This window comes from Prosthecobacter sp. (assembly GCF_020439865.1).
Taxonomy (GTDB): domain Bacteria; phylum Verrucomicrobiota; class Verrucomicrobiia; order Verrucomicrobiales; family Verrucomicrobiaceae; genus Prosthecobacter.
This window is the reverse complement of sequence record NZ_JAGRPF010000027.1, coordinates 15,511-29,637: the sequence shown is the minus strand read 5'-3', so window position 1 is coordinate 29,637 and position 14,127 is coordinate 15,511. Positions and strand designations below refer to the sequence as shown.

Here is a 14,127-nt window from a genome sequence, read left to right as displayed (position 1 = left end):
CCGACGCGGACTCCGTTTATGACGATATCGTGAACATCAAAGCGGAAGACGTGCCGCCGACCGTCACTTGGGGCACCAGCCCGGACCAGGCCATCGCTGTCACCGAAAACGTGCCGACGCCCGACAGCGCCACCACCGAACCTGCGCGCATCTCCATCCAGGACGCGCTCGATTACATGAAGCTGCCTGCCGGTCAGCCGATCAAGGGCACGAAGATCGACGTCGCCTTCATCGGTTCCTGCACCAACGGCCGTCTCAGCGACTTCCGCGAAGTGGCGAAGTTCATCAAGGGCCGCAAAGTTGCCGCCGGCGTCAAAGCCATCGCTGTTCCAGGCTCGCAGATCGTCGATGTGCTCGCCCGTCAGGAAGGCCTCGACAAGGTTTTCAGCGAAGCCGGCTTCGAATGGCGCGGTGCAGGCTGCTCCATGTGCCTCGCGATGAATCCCGACAAGCTCGTCGGCGACCAGCTCTGCGCTTCGTCCTCGAACCGCAATTTCAAAGGCCGCCAAGGCAGCCCCACCGGCCGCACCGTCCTCATGAGCCCCATCATGGTCGCCGCCGCCGCCCTCACCGGCAGCATCGCCGATGCCCGCGAGGTGTTCACGATCGCTGGTTGATCGCAAAAGACACAACTTCACGAGGAGGGCGGATTCGCGAGAGTCCGTCCTCTTTTTCTGATTTGATGAAACCAAAGCCGGCCATCAGGCGGATAGAATCTGTCTCTTGAAATCCGTGGTCCTGACTCTGGCGCTCATCATCCTGGCTCTCCTCGCGCTCAACGCGTGGACCATGACGCCGACTCGTCTGCAATGGCAGGCGCAGCTCGTCACGCAGGAGTTCGGCCATTGGCTCGCATTGCTGTCGCTCATCCTCGCTTATCCGGCGCTTCAAACGTCACGCTGGCTTGCCCTGCCTTTCGTCGCACTTGCCTGCGTCTTCATGATTCCCGCCGTTCAGGCGTCGCGCATCGCCAAAGCCGAGACGCTGCCCTTCTCCTGGCTTCGTCTATGGTTTCCGATCCGACTGAATCAACCCGCGGTGAGTAGTGAACGCCGCACCTACTGGCAGGACGGTGACGAATCACTCGACATCGTGATTCATCGCCCCGCTGGAGCAATCAAATCGCTCCCATGCCTCGTCATCGCGCACACGGGCGGCTGGGACAGCGGCGATCCGGGCGAATTCCAATGGGCGAACACCGAACTCGCCTCGAACGGCTACGTCTTGTGCTCCTTCGGCTATCGTCTCGCGCCGAAACACAAGTGGCCTGCTCAAGCCGAGGACACACGACGCGCTTTTGCGTGGATTCGCGAACACGCCGCCGAATTCAGCATCGACACGAACCGCATCGTGCTCATGGGCCGTTCCGCTGGCTCGCAAATCGCGGCCGCATGCGCCTTCAGCATGCCGGAGCTCGGCGCACGCGGTTGCATCATCGTTTACGGCACGCCGAACATGTTCATCGCCCGCGAGTGGGCGCTGCCGGACGATCTCTTGAAATCGCTCACGCTCGTCCGCCAATACATGGGCGGCGATCCGCATGAGGTTCCCGATGCTTATCGCACCGCCTCCGCCACCGAGTTCCTCGATACGTACAGCCTTCCCACACTGCTCATTCACGGCACGCTCGATTCGCTTGTCGGCATCGGTCACAGTCGTCTTTTCAACCAACGACTCGCCCATCGCGATGATCATCACTTCATCGAGTTTCCGTGGGGCACGCACGGCACCGATTACTTTCCGTCTTCGCCCGGCGGCCAGCTTTCCACCGCCGCCATCCTTCGCTTCATGGAACGATTCACCGCCGCCATTCCGTAATCGGACGCCATGAATCGTGTTTTCTGTTTCTGCCTCGTCCACGCTGCCTCGGCATTCGCCGGTGACCTCCAACTCACTCTTCCTCCCGTCGTCTATGCCACGCCGGACGTGGAGATGAGCATTTACCACGACAACATCGTCCTCACCGAGACGCCGCAGGGCTACCGCTTCGAGTTCACCTGCGACATCGGCAAAAACGAAGCGCAACGCTGGACGGCGACGCCTAGGGACTCCGATGTCGGCGATCATCCCATCGCCATCACGGTGAAGGACGCCTCTGGCAAAGTGCTGGAGCAGGGCCGGACCACGCTGCACGTCTCGCCGCGCAAAGCCGGTGACGGCAAAACGCTGCGTTTTCTCATCATTGGCGACAGCCTCACTCACGCGACCGTTTACCCAAACGAGATCGCCAACCTGCTCTCACGCCCCGGCAATCCAAAGTGGACGATGCTCGGCACGCACAAGCCTGCGTCCGCGTTGCCCACCGTCGGACACGAAGGCTACGGCGGCTGGAAGTGGGTGGATTTTCTCACCAAATACACCGCGCCGACTCCCGGCGCGACCGCAGGCCCGCTCGCCCGCAAAGCCACCAGTCCCTTCATCTTTCCTTCGGCCGACGGCAAAACCGGCGTCTTTGATCTGAACCGCTACTTCAAGGAGCATTGCGACAACCAACCGCCCGATATCGTCACCTTCCTCCTCGGCATCAACGACTGCTTCGGGGCCGATCCCAACAACCCCGACGCTAAGATCAACGAGGTGCTGGACAACGCCGACAAACTCCTCGCCGAGTTTCACAAGGCCGCGCCCAAGGCCGTTTTCGCCGTCGGCCTCACCACGCCGCCGAATTCACGTCAGGAAGGCTTCACCGCCAACTACAAGGACAAATACCCGCGCTGGGGTTGGAAGCGCATTCAGCACCGCCTCGTCCAGCGCATGCTCGGACGTCTCTCCAATCGCGAAAAAGACGGCATCTTCATCGTCCCCACCGAACTCAACCTTGATCCCGTCGATGGCTACCCCAACAACAACGGCGTCCACCCCAACGCCACCGGCTACGCCCAGATCGGTGCGAGCTTTTATTCGTGGATGAAGTCGAAGTTCTAATGAAGTGAGGATCGCCAATGCTCTTCGCTGACGATCGAAACATCACATCCGCTGGCTCTCAAATCCATCGCAGCCTCAACCTTGCGTCCGTAGTTTCCGTGAGCCCAGCCTTCTGAGACAAAAGAACCCACCACGACATATCGAGTATTCTGACGGGGACGTTCGTGGGGGATGCCGCCGCGCTCTTCAATCGCTTTGAGGACCTGGTTGCGTGTTCCGAAGGCAAAGTTCCCAGTAATCACGAATTCATTTCCTGGATAAGAGATCACAGGTGCTGGTTCGGTGAAAATGGAAAGGCTTGAACGGGGAGGTTGTTGATTCAGCGGCTGGTTCGTGAACGCATCCAGTTCTTCTTTAAGTTCGGTCAACTCGCCAGGTGTCCATATGCCGTCTGCGGCGAAGGATTCGACACGGCTTGCGAGATCCGTAAGTGGAAAGCCAATCTGCTTGATGGCGTCCGAACGTTCCATCAGGAGTCGATGAAGTGCGTTTGCTTCAGGTTCGTTGACCTGATTGTCCGCCAATACTCCTGCGATGAACGATTTGATCTGCGCAATGACGGCATCAGCGTTCTCCCATGCTTGCATGGGAGCCTGATACTGTGGCGTGCGCCGATCAGTGCGATTCAGGTAATAGAGGCGGGCCATGGCTACAGGTCGGAGTGATTCTTGTCCTGCCACGTCCCTGAGCGAAGCAGTGCAACAAACTCGGCTTGTGTTCCCTTGTAGGTGCCACTCGTGGTGAGCTTGCCGTTGCTGGGGTGCAGAGCTTGAAACGTCACTTCACCAGGCGTGAAAGCCGCAGGAGCCGCTTTTCGAGCTGATAAGACTTGAAGGCATGTGCGAATGTGAGGCAATGCTTCAGACCAACAACCCTCATAGGCGAGAGCAGTGTCATAAATGGTGTCGCCTGCGCTGAAGTCATAGTTCTGTCCTTGAGTCCAAGCTTGCGTTGACTTGCCATCTTCCACGACTGCTGAGAGCTGAATGTCCAATGCCGCCCTGAATGCAGATGGCATCACAAAAGCCCATTCGGTGGAGAATCGCTTGGTGACCAAGTCGGGATTCAAGATGCGAGTGCGCGCCTGACGGCTCACGGTTGATTGAGCATCTGCTTGCGAAAAGAGATCGTCCATAGATCAAATTGGATGGCCTTTGGATGGTTGGCAAATCCCCATGATTGGTTCTGGACTAAACCAATTCCTATTTAACCACACTCTTCCGCCACGCATTCACGCCTTCGCGGAACAATTCATCCTTCAGCTTCGTCCCCAAACCCGTTCCCGTTGGCAACTGCGCCTTCCCATTCGTGATGACAGGCAGTGTGTCGACCAGCTTGTCGTAGAACGAGCGGATGTGCGCACGCACGGTTTCCTGGAAGACGACGTTCGTCGATGACGCGGCGAGATGCAGGCCGCTGAAGAGCGTGAGCGGGCCGGTGCAGTCGTGGATGGTGGAGGGCACGTTGAATGTCTGCGCCATGTCGATCACGCGGCGCGTTTCGCTGATGCCGCCGTTCCACGTGGGATCGACCATGCAGTAGTCGCAGGCCTGCGCTTGCAGCACGGCGAGGTATTCCTTCCGCCCGAGCAGCATCTCGCTGGCGGCGATGGGCAAGCCGCTGCGGCGGCGGAAATCGGCCAGCGTGCCGACGTGATCGACGCGCAGCACGTCTTCGAGCCACAGCGGCTTGATCTCGCGCAGCGCGTCCGCGATGCGCTCGGCGGCGGGCAGATGGAAGAACGCGTGTCCTTCGATGGCGATGTCCATTTCCATGCCCACACGTTCGCGGATCTCGCGCAGCGGCTTCATTGCCTCCTCGACATCGGCCCACGAGATATGCAGGCCGCCGTTGCGATGCGCGGCGCGGTCAAAGGGCCACAACTTCATCGCGGTGATGCCTTCGGCGAGCAGTTCCTCCGCCAGATCGCCTGCGGCGAAATGGGAGGCCCAGTTGTCCTGTAGCGGACCTTTTTGTCCGATGTCGCCGTAACCCGGCCAGCCCGGATGCCGTGGCGAGTCCTTCACGCCAACGAGCGCGCCGTAACTTGGTCCGCCGCTCGTGTTGTAAACGGGAATCGCATCGCGCACCGGCCCGCCGAGCAGACGATACACAGGTTGCTGGCACGCCTGGCCGAGAATGTCCCACAGTGCGAGGTCGATCGCCGACAGCGCGCGCATTTCCGCGCCCGGATGACCGAACGGCGTGCAGCGCTCGTAGAGGAAGCGCCAGTGCGATTCGATGGCGAGCGCATCTGCGCCGAGCAGGCGTTCCACCATCCAGTCGTGAATGAGCGATGCGATGGCATGCGGCGTGTAATACGTCTCGCCACAGCCGATGAAGCCGTCCTCCGTGTGAATACGGACGAGCAGCAGATTCGGCATGATGCCGGACGGAATGGCGGTTTCGATGGCGGTGATGCGTGACATGGTGGGGATCAGGGGAAGAAAATCTGGTGAAGCATGGCGACGGAGATCGCGCCGTAGAACAAGGCGGTCGCGACGAGCGCGATCTTGCGCCAGAGCGGCGGTTGCAGTTCACTTGGGAGCAACGTGGTGTTCACGCGCAGGATTTGCAGCGCGGAGAAAGCCGTCAAAGGCGCAGCGGTGGCGCCGAGGATCGAGAGCAGCAGTTTTGCATCGCCGACAAACGCGCCGAAGCAGGCGAACACCGTAAAGCCGAGCAGCAGCAGACCGTAGATCCGGCCCACAGGCATTTTCTTTGTCACGGCTCCGCCCGCCCAGGCCATGTCCGCGATCACGCGCGCCAGCACATCGACATTGGTCAGCGTGGTCGAAAACAGAATCCAGAATCCGTTCAGCAGCGCCAGATACCAGAATCCGTCCCACAGCTTGCGCATCTCCGCGGCCTGAAACACGCCCGCTGCCACGCCGGAGACTTGCATGCCCGGCTGGAACAGCGACGCGGCCAGATTCGTCATCAAAAACATGCCCACGATGCAGCCGAGCAGCCACAGGCCGGACTGGTCGATCATCGCGTAGCGCCACCAGTCGCGCCAGCGGCGCAGATTCTCCGTGTTGATCGGAAACACGCTGCCCACCGGTGCGAGCGTCTGCTCCGTGCTCCACACACCGCCCATGTTGCCCGTCTTGGAGGCCATGCCGAAGCCCTTGTCTCGAAACCAGTTGGCGATGGCGAGATTGCCAATGCCGCCGCTACCCGCCAGCGCGGCAAACACGGCGAGCATGACGAAATCAATCTTCTCAGGAATCGCGCCGAAGGAGAAAAAGCCCGTCAACGTGCCGCTCCAGTCCTTCATCGGCACGAAGGTGAAGTTCACCCAAAGCAGGAAGCCAAAGATGAAGATGATCATCACCCACGACAGCCGCTCCAGCAGCCGCTCGACCTTTTTGCCGGACGCGAGCACGACCGCAGACACTAGCGTGATCGCGACGGTGATCCACGTCACCATCGAGGCATCCCCATCCACCGGCGCAAGACCTTGCCAGATCGCAAATGCCACGCCCGCACATCCCGCGGCCGCCGCGGGCATGCCGAGCTGGGCGAATCCGGCGAGTGAATAAAACACACCCCACACCTTCGATCCCGGTCGCAGTCGCATGAACCCTGTGAGCATCGGCTCGCCGGTGTAGAGTGTGTAGCGCACCGCTTCGAGATTGAGCAATGACTGCAGCACAAACGCCAGCGTGGCGATCCACAGCACGCTGCGTCCATGCTGCACAACGAACAGCGGTCCCGCGATCCACTCGCCCATGCCAATCGCGCCCACGAGCAGAATTGCCCCCGGCCCGATCGTGCGCAGCGCATTGCGCAGGCTGAACGGCAGCGGCGCGGGCAGTTCGTCCACATTCCAAGGCGGAGGGGAGATGGGCTGCGTCCGGGGGGGGTTAGGATTCATGAACCGGCATACTACGTTCTCAAAACCGCTGATTCCCATCTTCCCCGTGCGAGAGGTGGATTTCTTCCAACCCTCAACCCGCCTGGAGCCCCCGATACAACCACGCGCGGGCATAGATCCAGTAGCGCTTCGCGGTCGGCGCGGAAATGCCGCGCACCTCAGCGGCTTCATCGATGGTGAGGCCCACAAAGTAGCGGATCGTCACGAGTTCCGCTTTGCGGGCGTCATGCGCGGCGCAGCTTCCAGGATCACGTTTAGTGCAACTGTGGTCGAGGTCAACGTCTGCCTGACCCGGTAGAAAGTTCTACGGCATCGTCTAATCCGTAGCGATAAAGGCGCGGGCTTCAGCGAGCAACGTCGCATACTGGTTGCTGGCGGTTTTGAGAAATGCCTCGTGATCCTCAGCTTTTCTGGTTCTGATCGCTGCCTGACTATGACATGATGCATTCAAACTTCAGGAATTCTTGAGCATGAATCACCTGAGTTCTCTCACGTGGCGCCGTCTCACATATTCGCGTTATCTGGCTCTTTTCCATGTTGAAAGCTTCACTGCCGCGGTATTTTGAACAAGAGTTATTTCCTTTGCCCGGAATCGCCGTCAACTAAACTGGCTCCTATGCGTTTTTTTTGCGTTTTAGATAACGGTCGGGCTAGTTGGCCCGATCAAGGCCCCCAGGCAATTGTGCGCTTGAGCGCGGCGCTCTTGGCTGGCTTGGCTCTTTTGGCTACAGTCGCGAGGGCGCAGTTTACGGATTGCGAATCGAGTAGGAATGAGTTCAACAGTCGCCTCCAAGCCTTGGACTTCTATGAAGAATGGAAACGCACATTGGATCAGCAATTAGCCGCAGGGCAAATCCCTGAAAGCTACTACTTAAACGAATTGAGTATCCTCCGGAACGGCCAACGCACCACTTTGAGCGAACTGGGCTTGTATGCGAGTCGCATGGCCACATCTTGCGTAGGCACCAGCACTCCGGGCGTTAAATCCGGTATCAACGCGCAAACGGATGCGGCCGCGTCGAATCGTGGAAGTGAGGGGCTGAGTCACGCGGCTGACCCCATTGACATGGCCACCGGCGGACACCTCATACGGCGCGCTTTCTTCTTCGGGGTGTTGGATGACGAACCCGGGTTGGTGCTTGAGCATCTCTCAGTCAGAACAGCAGAAAACCTCGTTGGCCGGAGTTGGGCGCATGACTGGCAAGCGCGCGCTTCTTACGATGCTCCCAATGATGCGGTGACGATCCATTGGATCAACACGAGGGCGAATCGTTTCACCCGCACTACGCCGACCGGCCCGTGGCGGAGCGCTGATTGGGATGTCCGTTACGACCGCGTTGTCTCTGGCACAGGCGGAGGGTGGCGGCTGGAAAGGCAGGCGGGTGATGCCTGGGAGTTTGACTCGGCTGGCAGACTGACGGCGCGCGTGACCCGGCATGGACGGCGCGTCACCGTCAGTAGAGACGCGAATCAACGTGTGGCCGCTCTCGCGGATTCGACCACAGGAAGAACTTTGACATTCGCTTACGACGGCGCGGGCAGACTCTTAACCGTCCGCGATCCCCTCAATCGCGAAGTGCGCCTTGAATACAACGCGGACGGCGATCTCGAACTGCTGACGGACCCCGCGGGTAACGCCACCTTCTACGGGTACAACAGCACCGGTCAGGTGCTCACGGCAGTGGATCAGGAGGGGCGCATACTGTTCACCAACACTTATGATGGCAGCGGCCGGGTCACCATCCAATCGGACGGCGTGCCAGGCCACCCCGTCACGACAATCAACTACGACGAGGAGATTTACCCTGGTCATATCGTGACGACGCTCAAGGACCGGCTGGGGAACGGATACAGCTTTATCCATGACGATGAGTATCGTCTCGAGTCGCGAGGTGAGCCGGGCAGTCGCAACATGGCTTTTGTCAATACCGCCCCTCCGGCGAACGAAAACCTTCTCGAATACGCCACTGATCCGCGCTTTGCCGCTATCAAGCGCCTGCTTGACCCTGCGGGGAACGTTTTAAGCGTGACTGACAGCATCGGTTTACGCGAAACAAGCACGTATGACGAGGCGGGAAACCGGACGAGCCAGCAGGACAGTTTGAATCACACCACCACGTTTTCTTACAATGGCAACCGCAGTGTCACGAGTATCACGGATCCACGGGGCAAGATCACGCTATTCACTTACAATGCAGCGCAGCAGCCACTCACGCGTACCCGGCCGCGCGGTGGTGTGACTACCTGGAGTTACAGCGCTGGCGGCGTGTTGCAAAGCATCACCGATGAGGCGAGTCAAACTACTCAGTTCACGTATGATGCGGCTGGCCGACTCATTGGAACCACCGATCCAGCCAATGGCAGCACAACATGGGCGCTCGACGGTATGGACCGGGTAACCGAAATGACGGACCCTTTGAATCGCCACTGGCGCTGGACGTATGACAGCCACGGGCATGTTCTCACCGCCACTGATCCCGCCAGCCGGGTCACGACGCATACGTATGACGGGAATGGCAACCGCCTCACCACGCGCGATCCAGTAAACGGGCTGACGACCTATGTTTACGATGCCGAGGACAATCTAACGATGGTGACCGACCCGGCCGGCCGAGTGACCGAATACCAATACGATGGTGCCGGACGATTGACGGGGACACGGCTGGCTCCTGGCCTGGCCTGGGCCATGCTGTATCTCAATGCGACCGGAGATGTGATTCGAACCGACGGCGTGCGAAGCCCCATGATTGCCGACTATGATGTGAGGAGCCGTATAACGTCCGTTGGGAAAGAACTCACCACAACGACTTATTTTGGATACGAGGGCCACGATTGTGACCGTCTGGCGGCGGTGTCAATTCCATGGGCTGGACGTGAAACGTCCTTTGCCTATGACAATGCGGGCAACCTCACTCAAGTGACCAAGACCGGCGGTGGTCAAAGCACGCTGACCTACGATGATGATGGCAACCTGGCCTCCGTAACCGATGCGAACGGGCAAACGACCGCTTACTCGTATGATGCTGCGGGCCGCATGACCTCAGAAACCATGCCAGGCGGCGGCAGCATCCAATACGGCTACAACAACCGTGACCTTCTGACCAGCCGGACCAACGCCCGCAATCAGCAGGCGACCATGACTTACGACGCGGCCGGAAGGATGACCGCCCAGAGCGATCCAGCCGGAACGGTCGCAGTCACCTATGACAACGTGGACAACGTCACGGCCATCACGGAGGGCAGTAAAACCCTGGGCTTCGAATATGACGCACTCGATCGAGTGACGCGTTTCACCGACGCCGAAGGGAATGTGATTGAATATGGGTATGACGGTGCGGGACTCTTGACTTCGCTCACCTATCCTGGAGGCCGGGTTGTGACGTACGGCTACGATGCCGCTGGCCGCCTGACATCAGTGACCGACTGGGCGGGTCGAGTCACGACGTACACCTGGGATAGCTTGAGCAGGCTTTCGAGCGAAACCAAGCCGAACGGAGTGATCACATCCCGAAATTATGCTTCAACCGGGGTTGTGACTCAGATTAGGGTGTGGAAAGGCGCTGCTACCATCGCTCAAATCGATATGCAGTACAGTTTGATGGATCGAATCACCAGTGAGACGCGGGAGGGGATAACAGACTTTTTTCCACCCTCCGTCAAGATGACCATTGGCGCCGATAATCGTCTAGCGACCTTCGATGGCCAGTCGTGTGCTCATGACGCGGATGGGAACATGACCAGCGGGCCGGATCGAACGGGTGCAATCACCCCTTTCAGCTACGATGCGCGAAACCGCCTTTCGGCGCATGGCGGCATTGCCTATTCTTACGATGCGCTCAATCATCGCGTGGCATATGCCACCACTGCTGGCACCACCCGCTTTGTGGTGGATCCGGTGTCGGAGCTTTCTCAGGTCTTGATTCGAACTGATCCTTCCGGGAATCAGACCTTCTATGTTTACGGTCTGGGCCTCATTGCTGAAGACGGCCCCTCCGGCTACCGCGTGTATCACTACGACCGCCGCGGCAGCACCATCGCCTTGACCGATGCCGCAGGGCAGGTGGCGCAACGGTTTGCCTACGGACCCTACGGTGAGTACTCGGGCGATCCTGCCACCGCGCTGACACCGTTCCTTTTTAATGGCCGCGATGGCGTGATGACCGACCCGAATGGTCTCTACTGCATGCGCTCGCGCTTTTATCACCCTTTAGTCAAGCGCTTCGTAAACCGCGATGTTTGGTCAGGCGACCCGACGGAACCCCTGACGCTCAACCGCTATGCGTTTGTCACTGGTGATCCCATTTCCTTGACCGATCCGTATGGCCTGTCGCCACTGGATAGTGATGCGGTCACCGTGCAGCCCTTTTCAGATGTCGGCGGAGCACAACCGCAGGGTCCTGTCTTCGGGCCGCCTTCGCCTCCGGTCCCTTCAGCTTTGGACCGGAAGCTAGAGCAGATTCATCAAATCATGACGGATGTTGATCTCGATTTCAGCCGAATCATGAAAGCGCGAATCAAGCAGGCAAGGGACTCGGTTTCGGACGCCGAGCGCCGTGCCAACTCACAGGCTCTCCAAATGCAGATAAACAAAATAAGACGGAGGGTCGATTCACCGGTAAGCGACAAGGGGAAGTTCCTGATTCGCCCTTCGAGGAACGTAGGCGGTGTTCGAGATTGAATCTCAATTTATGAAGTCGTTCTGTTTCACATATATCTGTTTCGTCCTGCTGGTTCGCGCTGGTTCAGCCGGAACGGTGACGTACATTTATGATGGCCAAGATCGCGTGGTATCGGTGCAGAACGGGGCGGCGCTGGCCACCTACACTTACGATGCGGGTGGAAACCTGACCGGGTCAGCCCTGCCAGGAACCGTGCAGTTTGTAGGAGGGGAGCGTTCGACATTTGAGGGCGTTGGCAGTGTGACCATTGCTGTTGAACGGGCAAATGGTAGCGACGGACCATTGAGCATCGGGTACGCGACTGCCAATTCCACTGCCACGGCTCCCCAAGACTACCTTTCCACAACTGGCATATTGAATTGGGCGGATGGCGAAACGGGGCAAAAATCATTTAACGTATCGATTATTCAAGACGCACTGGTCGAGACGCCGGGCGAAGTGATGACTATTAGCCTTTCCAATCCGAATCCAAATGGGGCGCTGGCCGGGTCATCTTACGTTTTGCTCAAGATTTACGACCAAGCCATCGAGATCTGGCGCCAGTTACACTTCGCAAGTCCCTCCAACAGCGGTGACGGAGCGGATTTGATGGATTTCGATAGCGATGGATTGCCAAATCTCTTGGAGTATGCGTTCGGTCTGAATCCAAAGTCGGGCATTTCAAATCAACTTCCGAGCGGGGTGTTCGTGGATGGTAAGTTCGCTTTGCAATTCACACAACCTGCCGAGGTCGCCGGGATTGTTTTCGGCGCGGAGTGGAGTCCAACACTTCTTCCAGGGTCGTGGTCGCCCCTTCCAGATTTGGGAAGTGGAGCTTTACATTATTTTTCTCTACCGCCCGAAGTGAGGGGAAGTGGGTTCCTGCGATGGAAAGTCACTTCGCATTAGGCAGAAAGCGGCACAGTCGCGATCCGTCACCGCGACCGCGTTCGAGATGCCCCGCAACTCTGCCGCCTCGCTGCTCGCCTTTCCGACGAAGTGGCGGAGCGTTGCCAACTGCACTTTGCGCTCATCAATCGCACCCATTTTCTCCAGTGCCATGTCGAGTGCGATCAGATCGTCGCACTTGTCATGCACGATGACGGACACGTAGATGCTGTCTGGCTTCGTGCGCTGGAATCCGCTCATATGCCGCGACACAAGTTGCCGACGTGCGCTCTCGATCTACATGCATCGCATTGCTTTCGATGCTGCGGGGAAAAGTGTGCGCGGTTTTCCAACGACTGGCCCCCAGGCCGCTACCAGGCATCAGGCACGAGTGCAGGTCGCACTAACATGAGGCCGGCGGCCACCGGGTCGCCGCTGTAGAAGGTGTAGCGCACGGCTTCGCGGTTGAGCAAGGATTGCAGCACAAACGCCAGCGTGGCGATCCACAGCACGCTGCGTCCATGCTGCACGACAAACAACGGCCCCGCGATCCACTCGCCCATGCCAATCGCGCCCACGAGCAGAATTGCCCCCGGCCCGATCGTGCGCAGCGCATTGCGCAGGCTGAACGGCAGCGGCGAGGGAAGTTCGTCCACATTCCAAGGCGGCAGCGCGCCGTGATTCGAGTTGCTCGCTTGAGGTTTCATGATGAAACGGCCTGCATGAGTCCGCGCATGTAGCCATACGCAAACAAACGGCCCATCATCGCGTAGCCGGGTTCGCCGTCCTCCTCGCCATCGAGCTGCGGGACGTGATCTGGTCGCATGGGTCCGTTGAATCCGATGTCGCGATAGGCGCGCATCGCGGCAGCCATGTCCGTGGGGCCGTTGTCGTGGAAGGTTTCGGCAAACGCCTCCGCCGTGCCGCGCACATCGCGGAAATGCACGTAGCGGATGTGCGCGCCGAGGCGGCGGATCGTCGCGGGAATGTCCACACCCATCGCGGCAAAGGTGCCCTGGCAGAAGCAGATGGCGTTGTGCCTGCTGGGCGCGATGCGCATGAGGCGCTCGAAGTTTTCGACGCTATTCATGATGCGCGCCTTGCCCGCGAACTCCGGCAGCGGTGGATCATCCGGATGCATGACGAGCGTGACACCGCGCTTCTCGGCCTCGGGCACCAGTTCGGCGAGCATGCGTTCCAAGTTCGTCCACAAGGCATCGGCGGTGATCGTTTCGCTGCCGATCTGATTCCCCGTGGCGCTGAGCGACATGGCCTTTTCCGCTTCCTTGAGATCGAACGCGGTAACCAAAGCACTGCCGCGTTCCTTCGCGTCGAGTTTCGTGCGCACCCAGTCGGTGCCGGCCATGAAGTTGTAGCAGAGCAGCGGAATCTCCGCCTCGCTCATGTGCTGAAGCAATGTTTTCATCGCCGCCATGTCGCTGCCGTCATCACAACCGAGTTTGAGCTTCTCGATCGGCAGATAGCCTTCGATGATGCCGAGCTTCATGCCATGACGTTCGATTTGCGCCTTCGTTTGCAGCAGCGGCGCGAGGTCCGGTCCCGGATACCGGACGGTGATCTCCTCCACGCTACATTGCGCCGCGAGCGCCAGGTGATGATCGTTGAGCGGCGTGAGGACGGAGGCGAGACGCATGCGGGAGTAGTTGAGGCGAAGCAAAAAACGCGCTTGGGCGCGGGTTGTTGTCATGCTCTTTACCGTCGCTTTACAGACACGTGAAACGTCCGGGTGATGATGTGGTCGCATTCATCACCACC

11 protein-coding genes and 1 pseudogene are annotated in these 14,127 nt (G+C 59.2%); 5 read left to right on the top strand and 7 right to left on the bottom strand.

What is annotated here, in order from left to right:
• From KDL09_RS02345 to KDL09_RS02335, 3 genes are all read left to right on the top strand, one after another.
• Window positions 1–617 (top strand): aconitase family protein (locus tag KDL09_RS02345; RefSeq protein ID WP_294380908.1); only part of this gene is annotated, 617 nt, incomplete at its 5' end.
• 115 nt (window positions 618–732) lie between these two features.
• On the top strand, window positions 733–1,818 hold the full coding sequence (locus tag KDL09_RS02340) for an alpha/beta hydrolase (RefSeq protein WP_294380909.1): 1,086 nt from the start codon (window positions 733–735) through the stop codon (window positions 1,816–1,818).
• Window positions 1,819–1,827: 9 nt separating this feature from the next.
• A complete protein-coding gene (locus KDL09_RS02335) occupies window positions 1,828–2,925 on the top strand; it encodes a GDSL-type esterase/lipase family protein (RefSeq protein ID WP_294380907.1) in 1,098 nt (365 codons plus the stop codon).
• On the opposite strand, the gene KDL09_RS02330 is transcribed toward KDL09_RS02335, so the two are convergent.
• From KDL09_RS02330 to KDL09_RS02310, 5 genes and pseudogenes are all read right to left on the bottom strand, one after another.
• Window positions 2,922–3,572: a BRCT domain-containing protein gene (locus KDL09_RS02330; RefSeq protein ID WP_294380906.1), complete on the bottom strand. Its 651-nt coding sequence runs from the start codon at window positions 3,570–3,572 to the stop codon at window positions 2,922–2,924. The two genes, KDL09_RS02335 and KDL09_RS02330, sit on opposite strands and share 4 nt — an antisense overlap.
• 2 nt (window positions 3,573–3,574) lie before the next feature.
• On the bottom strand, window positions 3,575–4,060 hold the full coding sequence (locus KDL09_RS02325) for a hypothetical protein (protein WP_294380905.1): 486 nt from the start codon (window positions 4,058–4,060) through the stop codon (window positions 3,575–3,577).
• Between the two features lie 67 nt (window positions 4,061–4,127).
• Complete coding sequence (locus KDL09_RS02320) at window positions 4,128–5,354, bottom strand: mandelate racemase/muconate lactonizing enzyme family protein (RefSeq protein ID WP_294380903.1); 1,227 nt, start codon at window positions 5,352–5,354, stop codon at window positions 4,128–4,130.
• Window positions 5,355–5,362: 8 nt separating this feature from the next.
• A complete protein-coding gene (locus KDL09_RS02315) occupies window positions 5,363–6,805 on the bottom strand; it encodes an Nramp family divalent metal transporter (RefSeq protein ID WP_294380901.1) in 1,443 nt (480 codons plus the stop codon).
• Window positions 6,806–6,878: 73 nt separating this feature from the next.
• Window positions 6,879–7,031, bottom strand: a pseudogene (locus tag KDL09_RS02310) (ECF-type sigma factor); the annotation flags it as partial.
• Between the two features lie 570 nt (window positions 7,032–7,601).
• On the opposite strand from KDL09_RS02310, the gene KDL09_RS02305 reads away from it, so the two are divergent.
• Together KDL09_RS02305 and KDL09_RS02300 are read left to right on the top strand one after the other, a co-directional pair.
• On the top strand, window positions 7,602–11,483 hold the full coding sequence (locus KDL09_RS02305; protein ID WP_294380899.1) for an RHS repeat-associated core domain-containing protein: 3,882 nt from the start codon (window positions 7,602–7,604) through the stop codon (window positions 11,481–11,483).
• A 10-nt stretch (window positions 11,484–11,493) separates the two neighbouring features.
• Window positions 11,494–12,372: a Calx-beta domain-containing protein gene (locus KDL09_RS02300; RefSeq protein ID WP_294380898.1), complete on the top strand. Its 879-nt coding sequence runs from the start codon at window positions 11,494–11,496 to the stop codon at window positions 12,370–12,372.
• Between the two features lie 350 nt (window positions 12,373–12,722).
• Here the strand turns inward: KDL09_RS02300 and KDL09_RS02295 are convergent, their stop codons facing one another.
• Together KDL09_RS02295 and KDL09_RS02290 are read right to left on the bottom strand one after the other, a co-directional pair.
• Complete coding sequence (locus KDL09_RS02295; RefSeq protein ID WP_294380897.1) at window positions 12,723–13,058, bottom strand: hypothetical protein; 336 nt, start codon at window positions 13,056–13,058, stop codon at window positions 12,723–12,725.
• Complete coding sequence (locus KDL09_RS02290; protein ID WP_294380896.1) at window positions 13,055–14,005, bottom strand: mannonate dehydratase; 951 nt, start codon at window positions 14,003–14,005, stop codon at window positions 13,055–13,057. Before KDL09_RS02290 ends, KDL09_RS02295 begins: the two co-directional genes overlap by 4 nt.
• Window positions 14,006–14,127: the final 122 nt, after the last annotated feature.

Excerpts from the sequence above, each read along its gene's own strand:
- KDL09_RS02325 (WP_294380905.1), bottom strand. The coding sequence starts at position 4,060 with ATGGACGATCTCTTTTCGCAAGCAGATGCTCAATCAACCGTGAGCCGT.
- KDL09_RS02315 (WP_294380901.1), bottom strand. The coding sequence starts at position 6,805 with ATGAATCCTAACCCCCCCCGGACGCAGCCCATCTCCCCTCCGCCTTGG.
- KDL09_RS02295 (WP_294380897.1), bottom strand. The coding sequence starts at position 13,058 with ATGAAACCTCAAGCGAGCAACTCGAATCACGGCGCGCTGCCGCCTTGG.
- KDL09_RS02335 (WP_294380907.1), top strand. The coding sequence starts at position 1,828 with ATGAATCGTGTTTTCTGTTTCTGCCTCGTCCACGCTGCCTCGGCATTC.
- KDL09_RS02290 (WP_294380896.1), bottom strand. The coding sequence starts at position 14,005 with ATGCGTCTCGCCTCCGTCCTCACGCCGCTCAACGATCATCACCTGGCG.
- KDL09_RS02330 (WP_294380906.1), bottom strand. The coding sequence starts at position 3,572 with ATGGCCCGCCTCTATTACCTGAATCGCACTGATCGGCGCACGCCACAG.
- KDL09_RS02300 (WP_294380898.1), top strand. The coding sequence starts at position 11,494 with ATGAAGTCGTTCTGTTTCACATATATCTGTTTCGTCCTGCTGGTTCGC.
- KDL09_RS02320 (WP_294380903.1), bottom strand. The coding sequence starts at position 5,354 with ATGTCACGCATCACCGCCATCGAAACCGCCATTCCGTCCGGCATCATG.